This window comes from Carnobacterium sp. FSL E2-0243, assembly GCF_038003605.1.
Lineage (GTDB): Bacteria > Bacillota > Bacilli > Lactobacillales > Carnobacteriaceae > Carnobacterium > Carnobacterium maltaromaticum.
On sequence record NZ_JBBOPM010000001.1, the window covers coordinates 129,112 to 153,051 of the forward strand.

General features: G+C 33.0%; 22 protein-coding genes. 14 read left to right on the top strand and 8 right to left on the bottom strand.

The window, feature by feature from the left end; all coding sequences use genetic code 11:
• The first annotated feature begins 293 nt into the window (after window positions 1-293).
• Both MHI00_RS00570 and MHI00_RS00575 read left to right on the top strand, forming a co-directional pair.
• Complete coding sequence (locus MHI00_RS00570) at window positions 294-707, top strand: hypothetical protein (protein WP_087114852.1); 414 nt, start codon at window positions 294-296, stop codon at window positions 705-707.
• Window positions 700-879 (top strand): hypothetical protein, encoded by a 180-nt coding sequence (locus tag MHI00_RS00575; protein ID WP_315527374.1) that lies wholly within the window; start codon window positions 700-702, stop codon window positions 877-879. Before MHI00_RS00570 ends, MHI00_RS00575 begins: the two co-directional genes overlap by 8 nt.
• A gap of 111 nt (window positions 880-990) precedes the next feature.
• On the opposite strand, the gene MHI00_RS00580 is transcribed toward MHI00_RS00575, so the two are convergent.
• Window positions 991-1,704: a GntR family transcriptional regulator gene (locus MHI00_RS00580; RefSeq protein WP_341110103.1), complete on the bottom strand. Its 714-nt coding sequence runs from the start codon at window positions 1,702-1,704 to the stop codon at window positions 991-993.
• Window positions 1,705-1,950: 246 nt separating this feature from the next.
• On the opposite strand from MHI00_RS00580, the gene MHI00_RS00585 reads away from it, so the two are divergent.
• Together MHI00_RS00585 and MHI00_RS00590 are read left to right on the top strand one after the other, a co-directional pair.
• Complete coding sequence (locus MHI00_RS00585) at window positions 1,951-3,366, top strand: glycoside hydrolase family 1 protein (protein WP_015075203.1); 1,416 nt, start codon at window positions 1,951-1,953, stop codon at window positions 3,364-3,366.
• Window positions 3,367-3,380: 14 nt separating this feature from the next.
• Complete coding sequence (locus MHI00_RS00590; protein ID WP_322809498.1) at window positions 3,381-4,691, top strand: PTS sugar transporter subunit IIC; 1,311 nt, start codon at window positions 3,381-3,383, stop codon at window positions 4,689-4,691.
• Window positions 4,692-4,790: 99 nt separating this feature from the next.
• Here MHI00_RS00590 and MHI00_RS00595 read toward each other — a convergent pair whose 3' ends face one another.
• On the bottom strand, window positions 4,791-5,381 hold the full coding sequence (locus MHI00_RS00595; RefSeq protein ID WP_341110109.1) for a DUF2812 domain-containing protein: 591 nt from the start codon (window positions 5,379-5,381) through the stop codon (window positions 4,791-4,793).
• 9 nt (window positions 5,382-5,390) lie between these two features.
• Window positions 5,391-5,705: a PadR family transcriptional regulator gene (locus tag MHI00_RS00600; RefSeq protein WP_010052524.1), complete on the bottom strand. Its 315-nt coding sequence runs from the start codon at window positions 5,703-5,705 to the stop codon at window positions 5,391-5,393.
• Between the two features lie 285 nt (window positions 5,706-5,990).
• Here MHI00_RS00600 and MHI00_RS00605 point away from each other — a divergent pair, with 285 nt between their 5' ends.
• The 4 genes from MHI00_RS00605 (at window position 5,991) to MHI00_RS00620 (ending at window position 13,042) form a co-directional block, all read left to right on the top strand.
• Window positions 5,991-6,848 (top strand): DegV family protein, encoded by an 858-nt coding sequence (locus MHI00_RS00605; protein WP_015075207.1) that lies wholly within the window; start codon window positions 5,991-5,993, stop codon window positions 6,846-6,848.
• Between the two features lie 745 nt (window positions 6,849-7,593).
• A complete protein-coding gene (locus MHI00_RS00610) occupies window positions 7,594-12,123 on the top strand; it encodes a Cna B-type domain-containing protein (protein ID WP_341110116.1) in 4,530 nt (1,509 codons plus the stop codon).
• Between the two features lie 195 nt (window positions 12,124-12,318).
• Window positions 12,319-12,666 (top strand): hypothetical protein, encoded by a 348-nt coding sequence (locus tag MHI00_RS00615; protein ID WP_341110118.1) that lies wholly within the window; start codon window positions 12,319-12,321, stop codon window positions 12,664-12,666.
• A complete protein-coding gene (locus MHI00_RS00620; RefSeq protein ID WP_341110120.1) occupies window positions 12,659-13,042 on the top strand; it encodes a hypothetical protein in 384 nt (127 codons plus the stop codon). The genes MHI00_RS00615 and MHI00_RS00620 overlap by 8 nt, the downstream gene beginning before the upstream one ends.
• An 829-nt stretch (window positions 13,043-13,871) precedes the next feature.
• On the opposite strand, the gene MHI00_RS00625 is transcribed toward MHI00_RS00620, so the two are convergent.
• Complete coding sequence (locus tag MHI00_RS00625) at window positions 13,872-14,264, bottom strand: DUF1433 domain-containing protein (RefSeq protein ID WP_167739710.1); 393 nt, start codon at window positions 14,262-14,264, stop codon at window positions 13,872-13,874.
• A 126-nt stretch (window positions 14,265-14,390) separates the two neighbouring features.
• On the opposite strand from MHI00_RS00625, the gene MHI00_RS00630 reads away from it, so the two are divergent.
• The 3 genes from MHI00_RS00630 to MHI00_RS00640 are packed head-to-tail and all read left to right on the top strand — an operon-like array spanning window position 14,391 to window position 16,842.
• Window positions 14,391-15,548, top strand: coding sequence for a hypothetical protein (locus MHI00_RS00630; protein ID WP_341110125.1), 1,158 nt, complete (start codon window positions 14,391-14,393; stop codon window positions 15,546-15,548).
• On the top strand, window positions 15,545-15,952 hold the full coding sequence (locus MHI00_RS00635; RefSeq protein WP_341110126.1) for a hypothetical protein: 408 nt from the start codon (window positions 15,545-15,547) through the stop codon (window positions 15,950-15,952). The genes MHI00_RS00630 and MHI00_RS00635 overlap by 4 nt, the downstream gene beginning before the upstream one ends.
• Window positions 15,953-15,984: 32 nt before the next feature.
• The gene (locus MHI00_RS00640) at window positions 15,985-16,842 is read left to right on the top strand and encodes a DUF5677 domain-containing protein (protein ID WP_341110129.1); all 858 of its coding nucleotides are present in this window, start codon (window positions 15,985-15,987) and stop codon (window positions 16,840-16,842) included.
• A 262-nt stretch (window positions 16,843-17,104) separates the two neighbouring features.
• On the opposite strand, the gene MHI00_RS00645 is transcribed toward MHI00_RS00640, so the two are convergent.
• Window positions 17,105-17,686 (bottom strand): type II toxin-antitoxin system PemK/MazF family toxin, encoded by a 582-nt coding sequence (locus tag MHI00_RS00645; protein ID WP_341110131.1) that lies wholly within the window; start codon window positions 17,684-17,686, stop codon window positions 17,105-17,107.
• A gap of 15 nt (window positions 17,687-17,701) precedes the next feature.
• A complete protein-coding gene (locus tag MHI00_RS00650) occupies window positions 17,702-18,583 on the bottom strand; it encodes a hypothetical protein (RefSeq protein WP_341110134.1) in 882 nt (293 codons plus the stop codon).
• A gap of 1,029 nt (window positions 18,584-19,612) precedes the next feature.
• On the opposite strand from MHI00_RS00650, the gene MHI00_RS00655 reads away from it, so the two are divergent.
• The 3 genes from MHI00_RS00655 (at window position 19,613) to MHI00_RS00665 (ending at window position 22,149) form a co-directional block, all read left to right on the top strand.
• Window positions 19,613-20,482 carry a PhzF family phenazine biosynthesis protein gene (locus tag MHI00_RS00655; RefSeq protein WP_341110136.1) on the top strand — a complete coding sequence of 290 codons (870 nt, stop codon included), beginning with the start codon at window positions 19,613-19,615 and terminating at the stop codon, window positions 20,480-20,482.
• Window positions 20,483-20,528: 46 nt separating this feature from the next.
• Complete coding sequence (locus MHI00_RS00660) at window positions 20,529-21,056, top strand: GNAT family N-acetyltransferase (protein WP_341110138.1); 528 nt, start codon at window positions 20,529-20,531, stop codon at window positions 21,054-21,056.
• 244 nt (window positions 21,057-21,300) lie between these two features.
• Window positions 21,301-22,149, top strand: coding sequence for a hypothetical protein (locus tag MHI00_RS00665; protein ID WP_341110141.1), 849 nt, complete (start codon window positions 21,301-21,303; stop codon window positions 22,147-22,149).
• A 67-nt stretch (window positions 22,150-22,216) separates the two neighbouring features.
• On the opposite strand, the gene MHI00_RS00670 is transcribed toward MHI00_RS00665, so the two are convergent.
• Together MHI00_RS00670 and MHI00_RS00675 are read right to left on the bottom strand one after the other, a co-directional pair.
• Window positions 22,217-23,269, bottom strand: a complete 1,053-nt coding sequence (locus MHI00_RS00670; protein WP_087114871.1) for a HAMP domain-containing sensor histidine kinase — start codon at window positions 23,267-23,269, stop codon at window positions 22,217-22,219.
• Entirely contained in the window at window positions 23,266-23,940 is a 675-nt protein-coding gene (locus tag MHI00_RS00675) for a response regulator transcription factor (protein ID WP_056999071.1), read from the bottom strand. The genes MHI00_RS00670 and MHI00_RS00675 overlap by 4 nt, the downstream gene beginning before the upstream one ends.

A 23,940-nucleotide genomic window follows, 5' to 3' on the forward strand; every position in this document is an offset into this window, starting at 1 on the left:
GTTCATCCCCAATGAAAACTCTTCTTTTAAATTGTTTTGGGAACTAAATTTTCATGCTTTTTCTGTTTTGTTATTTTATGAGTTTTTCAGCAGCCTCGTACTATATGGGTAGTTCTTTTGCTATCTGCTGAGTTTAAAATTGCTTTGAGGGAGAAAATAAAAATTAATAAAAATGAGTATTGACAAATTAAATTCCGTAAGTTATTATTATATTCGAATTATAATTCGATTAAATTTTAAAAAACAATACTTTTTTAGAAGGTGAATCTATTTCAAAGAAAAAGAGGAAAATTGTGAAAAAAAGAATTTTAATAATTTTTTGTTTCTTCTTAACTTGTTTTATTACGATTTCAAACTATAGTCAACCTAAAACAAGTTTGAGTAAGTTAGAAAAAAATGAGATTAATTTGAATGATTTGGATAGAAAAGAATATTTTATTGCTGATGTCATTGAAGATGAAAATTCATATTTTTTATTGCTGTCGAAGGATATGCCTAAAAGTAAACTAGAGATGACTATTGACTCAAGCTATGCCTTGAAAAAAAATCAATTAAAAAATCAAATTCCTAATAAAGGTGAAGTTATTTATCTTTATTTTAAAAAAGGAACATTTATTGAGCAAAAAACTGATCCGACAACTATATTTGGAGATATAGTTAAAGTTGATTTATTTTATGATACAAAAAAAGGGGAATTATATGAATAAATTAAAAGTAAATTTAATAGGAATTTTTATTTTAGCAACATTTATGATAGCTCCTACTGTTATTTTTGCTAATTCGGTTGAAATAATTGAACCTTTGGAGTTGATAGGAGACGACTTAACGGATTATTATGTTCCTATGTATGCATCTTATATGGACTTTTTTAGGAATTAATGAAATGTTTAAAATAAGTAAATATGTAAAAGAGAGGTCGGATAATAACAGCCTCTCTTTTTTTGAAATGAATTTTAAGTGCTTTTTTCAGGTATTAGTGTTAGTAAGGTTTTAATTTTCAACAAAAACAGCTTCAAATTCAAAGTCGTTATAAAGATGTCGGGTAATAGAATGTTCAAAAGGCATACCAGAATCTAGATAAACAATCTTTTCAACTTCAATAATAAATTGCTCAGGTTTAATTTCAAGTACAAGAGCATCGAATTCATTAGCTTTGTCGCCGCGAATACGGATATGCGATGTTTTAATAGTTAACTTTAATTCGTTTTCGATGTATTTATAAATAGAAGCTTTCAAATGCTTGGGCTGTAAATGTGGAATCAAATCTAAAGGCATAATAATTTCCTCAATGGAATAAGGATTGGAATCAACGTAGCGACTTCTCACAATGTGATACACATAGTCAGAGGTTGAAATTTTCAAAGTTTCCGCTATTTTTTTCGAAGGTTGTTCAATGGCAAAACTATGAATTTTAGAATCAACATGCTCTTCCCCTAAAACATTTAGTAAGCCAATATTGGGTCCAGAAACTAACGAACGCTCAATCGGTTTTCTTAAAACTTCTGTACCAAATCCACTTCGTCTACGTAAAACGCCTTCTTTAACTAACATATCTAGGCCTTTTTTTACAGTTAAATTACTGCAACCATAGCGAATAGCAAGCTCACTCCCAGAGGGGATTTTTTGACCAATTACATATTCATTACAAGCAATTTTAGTTTTGATGTCTTGATACACTTCGATATATTTATATGTTTTGTCCATAAGGAGGCCTCCTGTTTAAATGTATAGCTATAAGTATATGTTTTTTTCGATTATATAACGGATTCTTACTACTAGTATAGCATAAACAGTTGTCCTGAAAACAAAGATATATCCTTTTGGAAGAGATTTTAGCTAAATTAGAAATAAGGATAGATTCAATTTGAAAGCGGTGTTATGATGACGGTGATTAGGATTTCTTTAATTTAATTTTTTAACTTAATTTTGTAACTATAGGAGGACGAGTAAATGGAAAATAAAAGAATACAATTTCCCGATGGTTTTTGGTGGGGATCCGCTTGGTCTGCAGAACAAGCTGAAGGTCGTGGGGAAACAGGTAAAGCTGAGACAATTTGGGAGCGCTGGTTCAAAGAAGAACCCAATCGTTTTTATAATCGAGTGAGTTCAGAAATTGCAACAGATCATATTCACCGTTATAAAGAGGATGTTCAATTAATGAAAGAAACGGGTCACAACTCATTTAGAGTTTCAATATCTTGGGCTAGAATGTTTCCAGATGACGGTGTCGGTCTAGTTAATCCGTTAGCGATTGAATTTTATCGGTCGCTATTTACTGAGATGAATCAAAACGGTATCGCTGTCTTTGCGAATTTGTATCATTTCGATATGCCCGCAGCTTTACAAGATCAAGGGGGCTGGGAATCGAGAGAAGTAGTGGAAGCCTATGTTCGATTTGCCAAGACTTGTTTTGAAGAATTTGGTGATTTAGTTAGTCAGTGGTTTACCTTTAATGAACCTTTGGGACCAATTCTAGGCACCTATTTAGAATGTTTTCATTATCCAAATATTGTTGACTTTAAAAGAGGCGCTCAAGCGGCGTTTAATACAATTTTTGCTCATGCACGGGCGATAGAAGAGTTTAAAAAGCTAGGCTTATCAAGTAAAATTGGAGTCATTTTAAATCTGAGTCCAACTTATCCTAGAAGTCAGCACCCCGCTGATGTTGAAGCTGCTGAGATTGCGGATCAATTTTATACGCGAAGTTTTCTAGATCCAATGGTATTAGGTCATTTTCCAAAAAAATTAGTTGCTTTGTTGAAGGAGCACGATCAGCTTCCAGTTTATTCAGCATCTGATTTGGAAATTATTCAAAATAATACTGCGCAATTATTAGGGCTAAATTATTACGAGCCAAGAAGGGTGAAGGCACGTTTAACAAGTATTAATCCAGCAGGACCATTTTTACCTGATTGGTTTTTTGAACCCTACATTATGCCAGGTAGAAAGATGAATCATTATCGAGGATGGGAAATCTATGAGCGTGGTATCTATGAATTATGTATGGATATCAAAGATAATTATGGCAACATCGAATCATTTATTTCTGAAAATGGTATGGGAGTCGCAGATGAGGAACGCTTTATGGATGAAAATGGCTATGTTGAGGATGACTATAGAATTGAGTATATTCAAAATCATTTGGCTTTTGTTTGGAAAGCGATAGAAGAGGGTGCGAATATTAAAGGCTATCACCTTTGGACGTTTATCGATTGTTGGTCTTGGATTAATGCTTATAAAAATCGATATGGTTTAGTTTCTTTGAACCTAGCCACACAAGAAAGAACCATTAAAAAAAGCGGTGAAATGTATAAAAAAATGAGTGATGAAAATGGCTTTGAATTTGATTTATCACAACTTTACTAGGGAGATGATTGAAAATGGAAAATAAAATGAGCTTTTTTGATCGATTTGGCATGGTGGCTCAAAAAATGGGCAACCAGATTCATTTACGGACATTACGAGATGCGTTTGCTACTTTTATGCCTTTTATGATGTTGGCAGGTTTTGTAACACTCTTTAACTATGTAATTTTTGACCCGGCAGGATTTTTAAGTTCCATTATTTCTTCCGATATTTTGGAGAAGATTCAATCAATCGGAACGCCGATTGCTTCGGCAACTTTGAGCATTACAAGTCTTTTAATTGTTGCGGCAATTTCCTATCATATGTGTCAAAATCGGAATTACGAGAATACAATTGCAGCGATTCTAGTTTCAATTTCATCGTTGATGGTATTAACTCCAATGATGACTACTTTTACTCCAGAAGGTGCTAAAAAAGCTCTAGAAATACCTAACGTAATTCCATTGGATTACATTGGAGCATCAGGTATGTTTGTTGGGATTTTTGTTGGGTTAATAGCAACGGAATTATTTATTAAATTATCTAAAAATAAAAAACTGCAAATTAATTTATCAGGAAATATTCCACCGGCAGTCATGAAATCATTTAACGTAATGATTCCAATTATGATTACAATCGTGTCAATCTCGATTGTTGGCTTCTTAGTCAAAGAACTTTTCCATAGCGATGTAAATACGCTGATTACTACGCTCGTTACAGCACCTTTAAGTAAAGTGACGACAGGCTTACCAGGCTTCTTATTGATTACTTCGGTTGCCAATCTATTCTTTGGATTTGGTATCCATCAAGCTGTGATTTCAGGTTCATTATTAGATCCATTTTTGATTCAAAATATGCAAGAAAACATGGCGGCTTATGCCAATCATGAAGAAATTCCTCATATTATTAATATGGCCTTTAAGGATACCTTTGCCGTAATGGGTGGTTCAGGAAATACAATTGCGTTATTGATTGCAATTTTTATTTTTAGTAGACGGCAAGACTATAAAGATTTTGCCAAATTGTCTGTCACACCAGCTGTCTTTAATATCAGTGAACCGATTATTTTTGGCTTACCGATTGTCTTTAATATCAGTTTAATCATTCCCTTTATTTTAGCTCCAATTTTTTCTTTAACAATTGCTTACTTTGCAACGGCAATGGGTTTCATTAACCATGTTGTAGTACAGATCCCTTGGACAACACCACCTGTTATATCAGGATTTTTAGCGACAGCCGGTGATTGGCGTGCTGCATTTTTACAAATTATCATTATTGCAGTTTCGGTTTTCATCTACCTGCCATTTTTACGAATTGACGAAAAAGTTACGGCTACTAAACAATAGTCGAATATCATGAAGTGTTTAAATCTTTTGCATACAGAAAATCCCTCCTATTATAGTTGGAGGGATTTTTTAATCTGTTAGAAATTAGTCAATTGTTGCCTACATCGTCGCCAATTTTTTAGCCTTGGTTCCAATTAGGGCATAGATAATGGCACTAGCCATAAAAAAGAGCATTGGAAATAATTGAATCAAAACAAAAAAGGTTTGCATAACAATCATTCCAACCAACTGTAAACCACTGTATTCCCAAATAGTTGGAGCTAAATACCAAGAGGATATATTTTCAAAGGATGGTTGAAGAAGAATAAAATAAACAATCATCAAAGCTACCCAGATTGTTGCTTGATTGTACAATCGTTTGTAGCGTTCCCTACTTGATTGACTATCTGAAAATATATCTAAATCTTGATTATTGTCATTCTCAGGTAAAAAGAAATGAAACCCGCTACTTTGACTGCCGCTGATATGTTTCCAACCGCTATCCTCAAATAAAGTCAGATAATCAGTGTAATCTCCTTTTTTCTTAAACATTTGATAATCAATTCTATAACTCAAAGATTCTGGATGTATTTTTTCAAAGGTATATCGGTTATACGCGCTATATTTAACTAATCCCCAACCTTTTTCTGCCATTTCTTTTAAATACTGTTCTTCTTTTTTCATATCAATGAATAGTTTGAATTTTTTCATATGGACCTCCTATAATAACTCATCAGCAATTAGTAGCAGTTGTTTCAGTCGCTCGACTTCAAGTTTTAGGACCTCTTTCCCAGCATCAGTTAATAGGTAGACTCGGCGACGTTTATCTTCGTTAGGGCTAGGTACTTCATGAATTAACTTCTGTTTTAATAAATTTTCTGTTGCGCCATACATTGTGCCAGCAGCAATCCGGACTCGCCCATTGCTTAACTCTTCGACTCTCTGCATAATTGCATATCCATGAGAGGGTTCAAGCAGTGAAATCATAATATAGAATGTCGTTTCAGTCAGTGGTAGAATCTTATTAACGTTCATATAATGCACATCTTTTCTATGTCTTTATTTTTTATATCGCGTAACTGTATAGATAGATTGTATATCGTTCGACTGTATATGTCAATTGTTTAATTTAGGCTTATTAAGCTGCTCCTATAGTATGGGGTGAAAATAAAAATTAATTTTAGCGCTTTAAGGGGAGTATTTAAGGTATACTTGATAGAAGCTATTGAACTAAATAGTCAGCTTTATTTTTAATTAAGAATGAATAGATTCAACAATAGATAGAGGATTCATAAATCGATGTGAAGGAAAGTGAAAGATATGGCTAAGATTATTTTAACAACTGAAAGTTGCTCAGATTTATCAAAAGAGTTACTGGAGGAAAAACAGATTTTATCTGTTCCATTTAGTGTGAATTTTCCTGATCGAACGGTTTATGATGGAGAAATTCCGATTCAAGAAATTTATGATTATTATCAAGAAACAAAAAAAATTCCTAAAACAAATGCGGTTAGTCCTCATCAGTATACTGAGTTTTTTGAAGAAGCTGCCGGTGAAAATCCAACAAGTGAAATTATTCATATCGGCTATTCATCAGCGTGCTCGTGTTCGTTTCAAAATGCCATGATTGGTGTGGAAGAATGTGAAAAAGCTAAGGTTCATTTAATTGATTCAAAAAATGTTTCAGGTGGACTAGGTAATTTAACACTAAAAGCTGCTGAGATTATCGCGAATAATCCGCAAGATTCAGTAGCAGAATTAGTTCTGAAAATAGAAAATTTTGTTCAAAAAACTCACACTTCTTTTGTGGCAGATACTTTAGATTTTTTATTAGCAGGTGGTAGAGTTTCAAATGCTGCGGCCATTGGAGCGGCTATTTTACGGTTGAAACCTAGAATTGATATTGTGGAGGGCAAACTAATAGCCTCTAAAAAATATCGTGGACGGATGAAAAAAATAGCGCCACAATTTGTGAAGGATTTTGTCGAAAGCCAGGATTTCAACCGTGATAATGTCTATCTTTTTTATGCTTTAGGCACTGATACTGAAGTTATTGAACTTTTGAAAACTTCTTTGGAAAAACAGGGTTTTAGGCAGATTCATGTTGATATGATTGGTTCTGTAATGACGGTTCATGGAGGTAAAGGTGCGATTGGACTTTCAGCTACAACGTACTGAATTAGATTTTAGATGGAGTTACCTATTTTAAAATAGGTAACTTTTTTTATTTATAAAGGGGTTTGGGTCAGTCTTTCACAAATAGGTAGTATCGAAATTTCGAGAGTTATAAATATTGCCTTATTAATTTTATTTATTTCGTATGTTTATTAGTATCTGTCGTAAAGTTAACTGAAATGTTTTTTTGATAGTAAGAGGTAAATTTAAATATAGATTTAACAGTTTTTTTCTTACGTTATTTTAATTGAAAACCAATTGAGGAATTCGATCGTGTTTGAGGGAGTGTGAAAAGGTAGATAGATAATATTTATGTATTGTTGTTAGTTAAAAAATAAAGGGTATTTAGATTGAAAATTAAAAGATAAATAAGTAAACCAATTTCTAAATTCAATAATAAATAGTGAATATACCAATTTGGTCTAATGTTATTTTAATCATTTTTTAATCATTTTTTTCCTGACATTTCTTATTTTATAAGGCATGCGTGAACGTATTAAAATTATGATACTGAAAGAATATGTGAAACTGAAAAAGTCAGTTGACTATTCGTTCATTTTTTGCGAAAATTAATAGTCTGATCAAATAAAAGACAGCATTAATGTGAATGGATAGTAAAACTTACATAGCCAGCAAAATAATTAGTAATTGACTAATTGAGGGTTTCTCAAATAGTCAGTTCTTTTTTTGTGTATGAACAGTCTGTAAGTTTAGATTAAAAAATAAACGTGGAAAAGGAAGTGTTTGTGTGTTCAAGGTAACAAATAAAATTGTTTCATTTTTTCTTATTTTTTCGATGGTATTTCCTACACTTATAGGGGGGCTTTTTTCAACAGGTACCCAAGTTTTTGCTGCTGAATTAGGCGGTGGTGCAATTATTGATTCAGTAAAAATGGATAAAACTGATTTATACAATGGTGAAAGAGTTGGAATTTCGGTTACATTTTCTGAAAAAGAAGGAATAGGAATTAAGAATGGTGACACTATTACCATGTCCCTTCCCCCGGAACTAATTGGGATTGTTTCTTCTGCTGAATTGAAAGATCCGGCAACAGGGAAAGTCTTAGGTGAAGCGAAAATAGTAAATGACCAAGTTATTTGTACCTTTAATAGCACAGCTGAAGAATTAATCAATGTTAAGGGTTATTTCTACTTTAAAGTTAGAGTCGACAGTCAAACCGAAGGCACAATTTCTAAGACAACTGATTTTGGCGTAAATATTCCAGATATTGACTATACAGTTACTTATGAAAAAGGCGAAGCGGGAAATGATGATGATTATCCATTTTTCAGTAAGTATGGGCATATGTCTGAAGATGGTAGTAATAAAATTACTTGGCAGGTGATTATCAATCAACCAAAGAAAGAATTGGTTCACAATGGAACTAATCAAAAATTAATTGAAGTTGATGATACTTCGGCAGCCGACCAAACCTTGTTAGCAAATAGCTTTAGATATTTTATTGAAGATAAAGATAAGAACTTTACTTGGCTTAGTCAAGCAGAATTCAGTCAATATGGAACACTTGAAATTGACCCCAATAACAGCAATCATTTTAATATAAAGTTGTTTGCTAAGGAAATTTCTAATCACAAGTTTGGCCTTGTTTATGATACGCATATAAATGATTTAAGTAAAAAAGAATTTGCCAATGATTATACAGCGAATTATCAAATTACTGGTGAAGAGCAAACGATTGAAAAAAATACATCGTACACTGAAAATAATAGTGCTGGTGGTGGCGGAAGTGGTGATTTACCAGAAAAAGGCAGCGCCCGCTTAGTTAAATCACTAGAAAATAAAGCAGATGTCTTGCTTCCAGGCATTACATTTGAATTGTTTAATGCCGCTAATCAGTCTTTAGGTAGTTATCAAACAGATGACCAAGGTCAAATTAATGTGAAAAATATGGAGCTAGGACAGTATTATTTTAAAGAAGTAAGTGCACCAGAACAGTTTGATGTTGATCAAACTAAGCAATATCCTTTTGAAATTAAAGAAAATAGTACAACAGGAGAACTCATCCCAATCACGAATAAAATCAAGAAAACCAGTTTGAATTTAACCAAAGTTTGGGTTGGGCCTGAAACAACCAGTATTGATGTGCGTATTTATGCAGATGGCCAAGATATTAATCGCCAAGTTACCATTGAAAAAGCTTCAAATTGGCAATTGTTAGTTACCAATTTGGATAAATACAATGTAGATGGTTCGTTGATTAACTACACGGTGCAAGAAGTTAATGTCCCAGCAGGTTATGAATCTGTCGTGACGGGAAATAATGATACAGGTTTAACTATCACAAATACGAATATTGAAAAACTAAGTATTCCAGTTATCAAAAAATGGCAAGGTAAGGCGACAGACTCTGTTGAAGTTTCCTTAAAAAGAAATAATAAAATTACAGATAAAACGATTCAATTATCACCGGCTAATAATTGGCGTGCTGAATTTACCGATTTAGCTAAATATGATAGTAAGGGAAAAGAGATTAGTTATTCAGTTGTTGAGGCAGAATTAGCCGGTTACGTCGCAACTTATACCGGAAATGCCCAAGATGGATTTACGATTACAAATACCAGAAGCACGTCAATTACGATTCCAGTCACTAAAAAATGGGTTGGACCAGTTGGCAAACCAGTTACTGTTGAACTGTTTTCTAATGGTGTAACAACTGGACGTTCAGTAAAATTAACCGCTAATCAAAACTGGACAAGTGCCTTTACAAATTTACCAGAGTACGATGAAAATGGACAAGAAATTAATTATACACTTAAAGAAATCCAGCAAGATAATTATGATGCGATAATTACAGGAAGTGCTAAAGAGGGCTTTACTGTTACGAATACAAATAATGAAAAAGTGACGATTCCAGTTAAGAAAGAATGGTTTGGACCTGTCGGTGAAAAAGTAATCATTCGTTTACTTGCAGAAGGAGTCGATACATCAAAATCTTTAGAGCTGACAAGTCAGAAAAATTGGCAAGGTGCTTTTACCGATTTGCCTAAATACACTGAAACTGGAGAAGAAATTAGTTATACGATTAAAGAAGATAAACTTGAGAATTATTTTTCTTTGATAGATGGCAATGCTAAAGAAGGTTTCCTAGTAACGAATATAACTAGCGAGCAAGTGGATTTGCCAGTTAAGAAAAAATGGCAAGGTGAGAAGAAAGATTCAGTTAAAATTTACGCTCAAGTAAACGGACTTTTGTTACCCGATGTATTCATTGTTCTGTCTGAAGAAAACAATTGGGAAGGAACGATAGACTATTTACCTAAGTATGATTCAGCAGGGGAGCTCTTTCGCTATACTGTGGTAGAAGAAGAGTTATCGGGCTACGTCACAACCTATGCAGGTGATCAGGATACGGGTTATACGGTTACCAACACGCGAGCGGACTCAACAAGTATCCCAGTGACGAAAAAGTGGGTAGGTCCAGTTGGTGGAGATGTAGTTGTTAAGTTGTTTGCTAATGGAAAAGATACAGCTATTTCACTGACTTTGCAAGCGAATCAAAACTGGGAAGGTAAATTTACAAACTTGCCTACTTATGATGATAAAGGTATTGAAATCAAGTATACCGTAGAAGAAATTGCTCAAGAAAATTATGAATCAAGTATCAAAGGGAATTCCACAGAAGGTTTTGTTATTACCAATACAAACAAGGAAGAAATCAGTATCCCTGTGAAAAAAGTATGGAATGGACCTGAAAAAGACGCCATTACCGTTTTTCTGTATAATGATAAAAACGTAAAAATAAAAGAAATGACGATAAATGAAGCGATGAATTGGCAAGCTTCTTTTGATCACTTACCTAAGTATAATAGCGATGGTAAGGCCATTAATTATTTCATTCGCGAAGAAAACATGGAGAACTATCGCCCGTTAATCCAAGGCAGTAAAGAAGCGGGCTACACGATTAACAATATTAACACTGAAAAAGTAGCCGTTTCTGTGACTAAAAAATGGGTTGGTCCAATTGCTGGACGGGTTCAAGTCAACTTAGTTAAAAATGGTCAAATGTTAAGCAATTACCTGACACTCGATCAGACGACAAACTGGCAAGGGACTTTTTCTGAATTAGAAAAATATCAGGCAGATGGTACTGAAAATAAGTATACGATTGTTGAAATAGTCGGCTATAAAAACTATGATGCATCAATTAGTGGTACTGCTGAAACAGGTTATACGGTTACGAATACGAATAGCGAAACAATTACGATTCCTGTGGCTAAAGAATGGGTTGGGCCAATCGGTGAATCAGCGACAATTGAGCTGTTTCGTGATTCTGAAACAACACCGCTCAAATTAGTTTTAAATGCAGATAATGACTGGAAAGGTGAATTCGCGGATTTACCTAAATATGATGACGCTGGAAATGAATACAACTATCAAATCAAAGAAGTGACTGTCGCAAATTACGAAGGTGAAGTAACTGGAGACAGTGAGACTGGTTTTGTTGTCACTAATACCAATATTGAAAAAATTCAAATTCCAGTCACTAAAAAATGGGTTGGACCTGCAGCTGAAAATGTCACGATTCAATTGAAACAAAATGATGTCTTGATGAATTCAGAATTGTTATTGAATGCTGAAAATAATTGGCAAGGGACCTTTGTTGATTTACCAAAATATGATGAATTTGGTGAAGAGTATCAATACACGTTAACAGAAAAAGACTTGGAAAATTATCGCTCAGAAATTACAGGAACACCTGAAACAGGTTTTGTTGTCACGAACACGAACTGTGAAAAAATCCAATTACCAGTTAAGAAAAAATGGATTGGGAAAAAGGCGGATGAAGTGCAAATTAAGCTAATGAAAAATGGCGTTCCTATTGAAGAGATGTTATCTTTAAATGAAGAGAATCAGTGGCAAGGTAAATTTACAGACTTGCCAAAATACGATGATGCAGGAGTAGAGAATCAGTACACAGTTATTGAAGAAGAGCTGCCAGGCTATCAATCGGAGATAACTGGGGATGTTTCTACTGGTTTTATCGTAACGAATCGTTATTTAGGAACAGAGGAGAATCCGCTGAATCCTTCACGACCAGAATTGCCTAATACTGGCGATTTAAGTGGGAAACCAGAGTTGGTACGTGAACTGGGTAATCAAATGTCTGTTGGGAATCAAGATCACCAACTTCCAAAAACGAATAGTAAACAAGAGAATTATCTGTGGCTAGGAGTCTTGAGTGTTTCACTTGGAATGCTTAGCTACGGTATGTTTTATAGAAAAATGGGTAGTAAAACTATAAGTAAAACAAAGTAGTTACCAATTTATAATTTAAAAGGATGATAAATGTACCGACCCCCAAAAGTTAGAGATAAAAACTCTAACTTTTGGGGGTCTTTTTGTATGTGAAAATATAGTACAGAATTTAAAATTACACTTAAAATTTATTTTTCTAAAATAGCTTGCAATAAAAAGTTTTTAAAGGTATTATTAAAATAAGATTAAAATATAATGGTGAATATGAGAGTTTTTTTATCTTTGTTAGTTTCAATTATTTCATTTTCGACACCACCACTATCAGCTAATGCAGTTAGTGGTAATGTAAAACAACCACAGAATCGGGCAGTTCAATACTATGTAGTTGATAGAAAGTCACAACCTCGGGTTTTGAGAGATAGTTTATGGTTTAATGATAGTCCTTGGTATACTAGTGGTTACAGACCAGTTGGAAGAGTGTCAAGTACTGTAATCGCTTCAACGGGGTCTGATAAAAGAACAAAGGTGTCTTATTATTCATATTCTTATTTTAAAAATCAACTATTAATTAATTTAACTAAAGGAGCTAGGTATTATGCATAAAATAAAAATAGCAATCTTATTTTTTCTACTTTTTCCACTTATGGTGGCTTGTACACCAACAAAAAAGTTTGAGTTAGAAGGAAATTGGACATCTGTTTCAAAAGATACTACTGATGTAAATAGTTCGTATTCGATTATAAAAAAAATTGAATTTAGTTCAAATGGGTTAGCTTTTATTACTTACGAAGATGGAAATCAAACTAAGATAGGATACGAGTTCGATTCAGAAAAGGCTAACGATGAAAAATATGGAATATTAAAATTAAACTTTACAGACACGGATGTAACAAGTACTGATGTTACGAAAGTAAAAAATAAAGAGAATCAAATTAAATTGGATATTGGTTACACAGCAGTATTTGAGCGTGAAAATTAATTAGTAATAGTTTTTTAATTCGTGTTTTAAGAATCCAATCTAAATTTATAAAAATAAAAGGGATAAATGCTGATTTAACAATATTTACCCCTCTTTTTGTCTAGTTTAGTAGCAATTCAGATTGAAGCTGTGGACGATGATGGAAATAATTATTGTTTTGCAATGCAAACTCTAGAATTGATTAAACCTTTTAATATTTCAATAACTTATAAACAATAGACTATGAAAGAGTTGTGATTAAATGAAAAATAAAAGAACATTGGCGATTGCTAGCATAATTCTATTAACTATAGCTCTAATAGTTAGCGTGATAGTCATAACTCCAAAAATAGCATCTATGTTTAAGTAAGACTCAAATTATAGAGCACCAGGTACAACTGAAGCTGGGAATTTAATAAAAATTGATGACACTTTTTACGTTGCTACTACGAGTGCAATCGTTTCTTCACTATATTATGATGAAGAAAATGGTGAGCGCTACAATAGTTTGGTAGAATATGTATATAAACTAAACTATGACGATGATTATATAATTATTCAATCAATAACCAACAATTTTTATAGTCTATTTTTTAAACAATTTGAATATGTAATTGTGAATAAGGAAAATAAAGAAGTCACAATACTAAAGACTAAAGATGAGTTTTTAAAAGAATGTAAAAAAAGAAATATAAAAGTTGAGTTAAAGAGTAAATACCAATTTGATTGGTATTAAAGTCCTTTAACTTGCATACGGAAAAGTACTTTCTACTCCTTGCTGCAATGATTGAGAATACTTTAAAATAGAAGTACAAAAATCCCCACTAATAAAATTTAGTGGGGGTATTTTTTAGATATTAAACCAGTTCTGTGTGGAGCTGGTTTTTTCTTCAGCTCTTTTTTTCTTTCGTTCCTCTTTTAGAATCTCTTCCATATTTTTTGCAGGCGTTTCAGATTCGGGCTTGGCCATTTCATATAAGGGATCACTCATTATAATCCCCATATTTTTACCAGGTTTAGGATTATCTAACATAATTGAAAAACTTTTCTCTTTATCATTATTTACATAGCCTTCGATAGAAACAGCTCCAGTTGGTATTTGTTCTGATTCTGTTAATGTTACCGATTCAATGCCGTTGTAATAATAGTTTAAATATTTATTTATATAAGGTTCTTGTTCAGAAACCACCTTATTTAACCATTCTTGTTGCTTTTCATTGTTTTCTTTTATTTTATGGTTCATATACAATCCTCCACATGTTAAAATAAATAGTATTGAAAAAACGATTGAAATTTTTTTTTTCATAATTAGTATCCTTTTCACACTGTATTTAAATTAATAATAACACAAAAAAAAAGAGGTGAACACATGAACGTGAATGAAGCACAATATTGGGGTCTTTCAAACTTAATTTATAAAGACAGTGTTTTAGCAGTAAATACAAAATTTACGAATCCGGAAGATAATTCCAAATGGGTAACGGTTAGTTCTGTAAATAATTCAAGTGGTTTACAAGCAGCTGCTGTTGTTCCACTTTCAGAGTGGGAAGCACAAAAAAATAAAAATCCTAAAAAGTATGACACGATTGTGGTCGTTGCTCGTGGATCAGAAAGTAACAATGCTATCGATGTGGTTCAAGATTGGTTAGTAGCGGATGTCTACCAGGGTACAGGGATAGGACAGTTTTATACACCAAACTTAGGGATCAATCAAACCAATGAATTTGTTGAATTCTCTCAAAAAGTATTTAGAGATCAATTAGCCCCAGATGGGGTGGGAAGTTTTACTGGCCATAGTTTAGGCGGTAAATTGGCCACTGTTGGTGCAATAAGGTCTGGAAAACTTGCGACAACCTTTGCAGCTGCGAATCCGTTTCATGAGTTAAATACGGTTGAAAAAGCAAAAGCCTTACTTGGTATGTACAACGCTCAAATCCTTGATTATGCGCATGAAGGCGACGTTGTTCCATTTTCCCCTCCTGGTCCACGAATCGGCACTAAACGCTACATTAAGAACAATATAAAGAAAACAGGGAACTTCTTTAAGGATATGATGAATGCTCATATCCAAGCTGGTTTTAACTCAACAGATTTTTCTTCAGCATTTAAAAATGGGAGTGCGGAACAAATTTTATATACGCCGGAACGGATAAAAGAATTGTCCGGACGATTTAGACATATTGAATCAGAATTAGAATCTATTAAAAGGAATTTATTGGACTATCAATGGTTTGAAGGAGACGAGCTTTATTATTTTGAAAAAAGTTTAAAAAATGAAGCCATGCCTGGTGGACTCTATTCTGAATTAAGCGAGTATGAAATTGAAGATATGATCCGTGACATAGCAAAATTCACCCGAAACGGCCAACCCTATCTACATGATCCGGACAAAATGGATGACGTGTTAAGCGGGATCGAACAGGCAAAAAAAGAAATGGACGAGTTGGGCGGAGACACGTATCAAGCAGCTGTGGTAATGGAAGAAAAAGACAAGGAATTAGCGGAGAAAAGGATGAACTTTAAATGAGTATGTATAGTGGTGTTAAAGACACGATTAAGAAAGACATTGCTAGAGAAGAAGCAAAGGATCACCCAAATAAGATGCTACTCGACGCCTGGAAGGATCAATATAAAGCTTACGAGTTAGCAGAAAAGAAAATGGCCCAACAATCTGCTTTAAAGAAGGCTATCAAGGCTAAAATGGATGATATGATTGAAGAAACCAAGAAACTGAAGGATAAGAATAGTAGCTCGTTTGAAAGTGCGAATACTCAAATTACTGCAGTAAAGGATGAATCACGAAATTGTTTTAAAGGAACAGCTGGCAGCAAGTATCGGGTGAAGGTTACGAACAAGAATAAAACGATTATTGGTGTGAAAAATGACCATAGTAGTTTGGTGAAGTTAAGCGGTAGGAAAAAAGGTTTTTAGATTTATTAAAAAAATTAATTAGGAGCTGAATTATGAATAATGAGCAGATGTTAAATTCGATTTATAAAAAAAATACTGATTTGTTAAAGAGTGTGATAGATGAAAATATAAAGTATATATATACTGAAGATTATACAGATGAACAAAAAAAATCTGCATTTATATTAGATAGAAGTTTGTGTGACTTATATGAATCAATAAATTATCATTTTAATAATGGACTCAATCAAACAAGCATGAATGTTGTTTTTAGATCGTTTTTTGAAACATACATCAACATTTTATATCTATATAAATTAGATTCAAAACTTAGTTTTTCAAAAAAGTTAAGGAGTTACTCATATTGTGAAGCATTATCGAGAAAAAAGATTCTGAGTATTGGTGATCCCAATTCTCCAAGTGGTCAAACTATGGATGAGATATTAAGTAGAAAACATAATAACAACGATTTAGGTATTGATGTGAATCCAGATTTGGAAAAATTAAATGAATTTATCAATTCAGAAACCTTTAATGAAATAAGAGAAGAAGGACAAAGATTGAGAAATAAAAGAATTTATAGTTGGTACAATTTTTTTAGTGGCTTTGAAGATGATAGAGGACTAAGAGGAGTCTGTAAATACGTTGATAAGGAGGACTTATATTTATTACTCTATTCATATTTATCTTCAGATGCTCATGGCATGAAATTATTTTCGGGATATGAAAAACCTGAGGATATTATGTTAGATATTTTGGTAGATCATAACTTTATTTACTTTTTTGCTAATCAAATGGTTGCAGAAGTAATAGAAAGTATGAATAAATTTAACGATAATGTAGGATATAAAACTATTTCTATAGACGAGATTACAGAGGATTTAATGAAGGCTAGAGAAATGATATTATAAAGTCAATAAATACCAGCCATTTGATGAAAGTTGCAAACCTACATTATAGAGTTGTAGATGAATGCGCGAAATCTAAAATAAAAAAAGCCAAGCAATTAATTTGCTTGGCACCAGTTTAAAATTATGTAAAAATGTGGCTGGACTTACCTTGAAAGTGCCCTATCCACGCAACTCGAATAGTGAAGTTGGACTTACCCTTTTACAGAACCCTATCTTCATACATAGTATAACTTAAAAACATTGAGAATTCAATGATTAAATTTCACTGAATATCTACGATAAAATTACCAGAATTATTTTGAATCAAAATAGGCTGTTGAGGGTAAAGAGTTCCACAAATTTTATATAAATCTTCAATAGTAATATGGGTACACATGTTACTAGGTATTTTGAAATTTGTTTCATTTTTTGAAACAAACGAAGTTTTTATATAATCCTCTAATTTAGTTACTTCATTAAGATAATTCGAATATTCTCTTTCTGCATTTGTTCTTGATTTAGCAAAATAGTCGATAACTTTATTAGAAACTTCAGAAAATTCTTCAGTTGTAGGTAATAAAAAAGCATCATTATCTGACCAACGAGATATTATTTGGCGATCGTGAACAATAGCAACTTTGTCAATACGAGCTATTGATCCCGTGCTAAGTATTCTTTTTCCATATCCGCATCGTTTTGTTTTGTTCCACTTTTTTTGAGTGTAACTTGTTAAGGGCACTACTAAATACATCTCCTTTTCTTTTAGTGTCCTAACAATTATACAGGGATGAGGTCCTATAAACTCTGCTTGACTTTTACCATGTAAATCAATTTTGTAAATTCCACCGTTAACATATTTTTTCAAATGAAACACTCCTTTTTATTTGTCTATTAAGTTGGCAGTTGGAAATGAATTACGTTCTAATGACGATGCGCTTTCAACTAATTCTGTTAGTATGTCGTTTAGTTGTAATTCATTCCTTAAATCGTAATGAGTTGATAGCGCAATTCCTTTAGTTTTAACATTTGAAGGCTTATTTTCAATTCTGGGCTTAAATAGAAATATATCATTGTCTGTTTTAAAAGCCTCTGAATCTTCATCAAGTTTAACCTTATTGAGTGATTTGTCCTCAGAAATGAAAAATTTGCTAATTTTATGAATCATAGACCCATCCGAATCTGTAATCACTCTCGTAAAACAATGAACTATTAGATGGTAAGGTGCAGAAAAAGATTTAGCCTTTGTGCTCTTTTTTCTCCACTGAAAAATATGAAAAACATATTCTAATGTACCATCAACTTCATTGTACTGTGGGTTTGATAAATGATTTTTTAAATCAAATTGATGGTCAATAATTGAAAAATTAGACAACGGTAAAATGATCGTGCTGGTACTTGAATGATTTGCTGAACCTCTATAAATTAAATTGAGTGTTGTTAATTCTGCGTTCCAATTATCAACTGATCTACTTGTAACATGTAATTCCTTTGCTATTTTATCCACAGAATACCAAGATTCACTAGTAGTGTTGTTAGCCTTGAAACAATAGAATAGGTACAATCGGATAGAGCCGGTTGAGAGATAAGGTAGAAATTTTTCTAAATTGTTATTTAAAATGATAAAAGGCTCTACTGAAGTATCTTTCTTGTTCTCACCTTTTTTCTTAAGTAACAAACGCCAATTCTTATAATTATTCTTTGCTAGCTCTACAGTTGATAATACTACTTGTTCATTTGTTTTAGGAAGTTTGAAACGGGCCATAAATTTGTTCCTCCTTGTTCTTTTTCTTTTATTGTATCACAGTAACTTAAAAAACAAAGTTTGAAAAATGAAATATGACTGTGTTTAATGTAGTAAAAACCGAATATAAAATGAAATAAAAACGATATTGAACGAAAAATATTTCGTACTAACTATAAATAAAACTATGACGAAACTATGACGAAGACTATTAAGAAAACTATGACGCAAAACTATTAAACAATAAACCCTGTGAATTTAGCAAACAATTTTTTTCGTTTCTATTAACCGCTGTTTAAATAGCGGTTTGTAACAGTTCCAAGTTTGATATACAGTGAAAAATTAAGCGACTTATCAAGATATTTTGGAATAAGTGAAAAATATGGCGGAACGCAATAATTAAGTAAAAGATTATGGTGTGAAGTATTAATTAAAAATAAGAAGGCAGTCAGATATCTTACTTTATATAGTATTTAAATTTATCGTTAATGACGTTTGTCACTCTAGATTCTCAATTTATATTTAATATTAGTTCTTGGGTGTGACGGAGGTGTTAATATATTGCAGTTCGAATATCTTTTGCAAAATGTTGAGTACTTAGGTAGAACTATCAAAACTTATAAGTATTGATAGTCTGTTTTATAGTGTAGTAAAAAAAGTTTTGAGACTGTCATATATTACTATCAAAAATAAAAGTATACATTTACGATAGGCAAAAACATTTGTTTATGCCATTTTCAAAATTTTCCCTAAAAAGGTTCTTTTTTTACATAAAACTGTGGCAAAACTTATAGCAAAATCAAATTGTCATTAACTACTGTTTTTGCCAAAAGTATAAAATAGGATAAAGGGGTATGTGTTGAAAACTATCTTCATTAATAGTTAGTCACTAGAAAATTAGTTCCGATACGATATTCTTATTAAGTTAATACAAGTAATACCTAACTTATTAGTAAGTAAATTTAAAATCACTTAAACTAATAAATGTTGGTTTTTCTATTTTTAGTGATAAAATTAGTTTAGCTATAACTATATGACTGGAGGATGAGTATGAATACACTTTATGAAGTATCGAGTTTTACTGTAGCAGGAGAAGGAGGGAACCTTGCTGGAGTTAAATTGCTAAAGGAAGATGAAAATCTTTCTACTAATGAAATGCAGGTAATTGCCAAAGCTTTGAATTATTCTGAGACTGCATTTGTTAAACCATTAAACAAAGGTGAATTTCAATTAAGATATTTTACACCGCTAGCAGAGGTGCCTTTATGTGGACATGCTACGATTGCAGCTTTTAGTTTGCTGAGTCAATTAAATCAATTGGATATTGGGAAATATATCATGCATACTAAAGCAGGCCGATTATCAATTTCTGTATTAGCAGAGGCTACAATTTTTATGGAACAATCGTCACCAATTTTTTATGATAAACAGCCTGACAGAGATTTGCTTGCTCATTCTTTAGGGATAGAAACGAGCGACATCCCTAGTGATTATCCAATTGAAATTGTCTCAACTGGCTTAAAAGATTTAATTATTCCGGTGAAAAATACAACTATATTGCAAAATCTTAAGCCTAATATGAACAAAATTCGTGAAATTTCAGATCAACTGGATATAATTGGTTATCATGTCTTTGCTTTAGATGAAGAGAATCAGCATTTAATCCATTGCCGTAATTTTGCCCCGCTTGTAGGGATTGACGAAGAATATGCTACGGGGACCTCTAATGGAGCTTTGGCTTGTTATCTATTTAAACATGATACTCTCCAAGGCAATGTTGAATATACATTTTCACAAGGTCGACAATCTATCCAGCAAAAGGGGAAAGTTTTAGTTGAGTTAAAAGCAACAGGAGCAAAAATTGAACAGGTTTTTGTGGGTGGACAGGCAGTCGTGAAACGAGCACTAGATAATCTTTAGTGACGATACCTAATTTTAGTAGGGGAATATAAGAGGAGGAGAAAAGATGCAGAAAGAGTTTAGAAAAATGGTCTATAATGATCTTCCGGCAATCAAAAAATACAAAGAAGAATTTATAAAAAGAGAAGAAAATATGGATGGAACTGGCGGACTTTCCGCAGCAGTAAACATTGAAGAATGGTTTTGCCGTTCAGTCGAAAATGAGAATGAAAACAGCATCTCTGATAAACTAGTGCCAGCAATTCAGTACATTTATATAGATCATTCAACAAATAAAATAATAGGGATGCTACAACTGCGTTTAAAATTAAATCAGTACTTAACTAGTATCGGTGGGCATATTGGTTATTCTATTAATCCCACAGAACGAAAAAAAGGCTACGGAAAACAAATGTTGGGACAAGCTTTAATTGAGGCAAAGAAGCAAGGTTTAGAAAAAGTTTTGCTCACTTGCGATAATGACAATCAGGGGAGCCGCAAGATTATTGAAAGCAACCATGGAATATTGGAAGAGACTATTTTTAATGAAGAAAGAGTTAAAAATATAAATCGATATTGGATTTATTTAGAATAAGATTTCGCCAAAGTAGTTAAAGGTGCTAAATCGCAAAACAGCCAGGTCACATAAAAAAGTAGCTAAAATGTTGATTGCTGGATAAATCCGTAGCCTGTTCGATGGAAAATGATATTGTTAGTTTATATAATTAATTATTTTTTCTTTAATTAAAGGGGACAAACAACTATTCTTACGTATTGATTGATATAATAAAGTTGAAATTATTTTTAAGAATCATAACTTGGGAAGAGGAGCGATTGTGATGAAAAAATATGGAGTAGGCATTCTATTAATGGCAAGTTTGTTGTTGGTAACAGCATGTGGTAATGGAGGAAATACGAAAGAAACCAAAAAAGAGGACACTAGCACTTCGGCAAAGAGCGCTAAAGATAAAAAAGCAAAAACATCAGATAAAACGAGTTCAGAGGCAAGCACTTCAAAAGAAAGCGAAGTTGTAACACCGACAAAAAATGAACTATCTATTGATGGGTTTTGGTTGGCGACTGGAAAAGAGGATCAAAAAGGCAGCTCCTGGAAATTTGAAAATAATGTATTAAAAGTAAATGGGCAAGAAAATTGGACTTACAGTGTTGCAGACAATCTGGATAAAAACGGGTATACGGTTATTACGATTACCAACGATCAGTCTAAAAATCATGCTCTACTAGTCAAAAAAACAGCAAACGGTTTTGAAGGAATCACGGTAGAAGGGGATGCGTATCAAAGTTATTTAAATGATGAAAATGCTCCCGTTGGAAATCAAGTCATTACTTTTGTGCCCCAAACAGAGATAGATAATTTAACTTGGAGCGGTATCGATAATGCAATTGATTTCTATGAAGGCGTTTATAAAAATACAGCGAATGAAGAGAGTAAAGATATAAACTGGGACAATTATCGTAGAGATTTATGGACCATCGTTCCAGATGGAACTCAAGGGAATACTATTACACTTCACTGGACAAATATTGGCGGCGCAGGCGGAAGTTACGTCCAACTAATCAAAGGGCAAGACACAACTGAAATGATTCAATATGATGGAAATGCAGCCTATCCAGATAGCCCTAGCAAGAAAATGACAATTAGAAATTCTGATTTCAAAGTCCTATAATTTAAGCTGAAAATGCAAAATAACCAGAAAACTATCTTATAAAGGATAGTTTTCTGGTTATTTTTAGTTATTTCTTTAACGTAATGGTAAAGCTACTGCCATTTCCTAGGCTGCTCTTCAAACCAATCTCTCCGTCACAAATCCGAAGAATATTTTTTACTAAAGACATACCTAACCCGTTTCCTTCTTTGGAGTGGGAGGCATCGCCTTGATAAAATTTATCAAAGAGACGTTGCTGTGTTTCGTCGGACATTCCGCTACCTTGATCCGTAATTTTAACTACAACTGTATCCGTTAGGTTCATTAGTTTAACCTTAACAACGCCATTTTCAGGCGAAAATTTAATGGCATTATCTAATAAGTTAATCCACATTTGTTGCAACAAGTCTTCGTCTGAATTGAGAATGGAGTCATCTAACTCTAACTCCCATACAATTCTTTTTTTCTGCCATTTTGGTTCTAATAAAAGGATAGTCTGGCGAAGTTGCTCATCTAACTGAATAGCGCGTTTTTCAGAAATAATTTCATGATTTTCTACTTTTGATAAATGTAAAATAGTACTGGATAAAGTCGTTAAGCGACCCGATTCCTGAATAATAATAGCAACGTATTTTTGGCGCTCTTCTTCACTTAAATTAGGATTTTCTAGAAGCTTAGCAAACCCTTGTATTGACACAATCGGCGTCTTAAATTCATGTGAAAAATGATTAATAAAATCACTACGAAGCGTTTCAATTCCGCTTAATTCTTTTGTCATCCGATTAAAACTCTTGGTTAGTTCTTCAAGCTCATAAGGGACATGTTTAAATTTTAATTCGACTGTAAAATCACCAGATGCCACCCGATTAAATGCTTCAATCGCCATTTTGTATGGACGTGTTGCTCGTTTGCTGGAGATACCGGTTAACATTGTTCCAGTTAAAATACTAATAAAAAGCAAAAGAAGAATTGGACCAAAAAGACGGTATTTTTCAGGAAAACGTGGGAAATATTGCAGCATCCCAGTTTTAAATAGTAGTAAAATAATCAAAGCTACAATAACAGTTGAGCAGAGCATCATTAAAAAAACAAATAGAACAAGGCTCATCGTTAAACTAAACCGACTAAATAGTTTTTTCATATATTTTTCACCGCTTTGTATCCTAATCCTCGAACAGTGACAATTGTAAACTCTGGATACTCAACAAATCGCTCACGCAATCGATTGATGTGAACGTTGACTGTTCGCTCATCAGTTTCCGTTTCATAGCCCCAAATTTCATCCATTAACTGCAAACGCGTAAAGATTTTATCGGGATAGGCTAATAATTTAAAAAGGAGATAAAATTCTTTTTTGGGTAAAGTTTGTTGTAGAGTTCCTCTAGAAACAGTCAGTGAGTCTGAATCCAACGTAACTTCTCCAAGAACAATTTTATGTTCAATCGCAATTTTTGAGCGGCGCAGTAATGCGAGAATGCGTAGAATCATCTCTTCTTCATCAACAGGTTTGGTCATATAATCATCAGTTCCAACTAAAAAGCCTTTTTTCTTTTCGCTAGGGGTTTCTTTAGCTGTGACCATTAAAATCGGCAATTGAAAATCAGCTTCTCTTAAGTTTTGTGTCAACTGGTACCCATCCATTTCAGGCATCATAATATCTAAGATAATTAGGCTAATCATTCTTTTATCAAGCACATCTAAGGCTTCAATGCCATTAGTAGCAGTAACGGTTTGAAAGCCATTATTTTTTAGAATAATCTCCATTAAATTTCGAGTATGTGGATCATCTTCAACGATTAAAATTGTTTCCAT

Bases quoted from the DNA above. Each gene is read 5' to 3' on its own strand.
- MHI00_RS00575 (WP_315527374.1), top strand. From the start codon at position 700: ATGAATAAATTAAAAGTAAATTTAATAGGAATTTTTATTTTAGCAACA.
- MHI00_RS00580 (WP_341110103.1), bottom strand. From the start codon at position 1,704: ATGGACAAAACATATAAATATATCGAAGTGTATCAAGACATCAAAACT.
- MHI00_RS00585 (WP_015075203.1), top strand. From the start codon at position 1,951: ATGGAAAATAAAAGAATACAATTTCCCGATGGTTTTTGGTGGGGATCC.
- MHI00_RS00590 (WP_322809498.1), top strand. From the start codon at position 3,381: ATGGAAAATAAAATGAGCTTTTTTGATCGATTTGGCATGGTGGCTCAA.
- MHI00_RS00595 (WP_341110109.1), bottom strand. From the start codon at position 5,381: ATGAAAAAATTCAAACTATTCATTGATATGAAAAAAGAAGAACAGTAT.
- MHI00_RS00600 (WP_010052524.1), bottom strand. From the start codon at position 5,705: ATGAACGTTAATAAGATTCTACCACTGACTGAAACGACATTCTATATT.
- MHI00_RS00605 (WP_015075207.1), top strand. From the start codon at position 5,991: ATGGCTAAGATTATTTTAACAACTGAAAGTTGCTCAGATTTATCAAAA.
- MHI00_RS00615 (WP_341110118.1), top strand. From the start codon at position 12,319: ATGGTGAATATGAGAGTTTTTTTATCTTTGTTAGTTTCAATTATTTCA.
- MHI00_RS00620 (WP_341110120.1), top strand. From the start codon at position 12,659: ATGCATAAAATAAAAATAGCAATCTTATTTTTTCTACTTTTTCCACTT.
- MHI00_RS00625 (WP_167739710.1), bottom strand. From the start codon at position 14,264: ATGAACCATAAAATAAAAGAAAACAATGAAAAGCAACAAGAATGGTTA.
- MHI00_RS00630 (WP_341110125.1), top strand. From the start codon at position 14,391: ATGAACGTGAATGAAGCACAATATTGGGGTCTTTCAAACTTAATTTAT.
- MHI00_RS00635 (WP_341110126.1), top strand. From the start codon at position 15,545: ATGAGTATGTATAGTGGTGTTAAAGACACGATTAAGAAAGACATTGCT.
- MHI00_RS00640 (WP_341110129.1), top strand. From the start codon at position 15,985: ATGAATAATGAGCAGATGTTAAATTCGATTTATAAAAAAAATACTGAT.
- MHI00_RS00650 (WP_341110134.1), bottom strand. From the start codon at position 18,583: ATGGCCCGTTTCAAACTTCCTAAAACAAATGAACAAGTAGTATTATCA.
- MHI00_RS00655 (WP_341110136.1), top strand. From the start codon at position 19,613: ATGAATACACTTTATGAAGTATCGAGTTTTACTGTAGCAGGAGAAGGA.
- MHI00_RS00660 (WP_341110138.1), top strand. From the start codon at position 20,529: ATGCAGAAAGAGTTTAGAAAAATGGTCTATAATGATCTTCCGGCAATC.
- MHI00_RS00665 (WP_341110141.1), top strand. From the start codon at position 21,301: ATGAAAAAATATGGAGTAGGCATTCTATTAATGGCAAGTTTGTTGTTG.
- MHI00_RS00670 (WP_087114871.1), bottom strand. From the start codon at position 23,269: ATGAAAAAACTATTTAGTCGGTTTAGTTTAACGATGAGCCTTGTTCTA.
- MHI00_RS00675 (WP_056999071.1), bottom strand. From the start codon at position 23,940: ATGGAAACAATTTTAATCGTTGAAGATGATCCACATACTCGAAATTTA.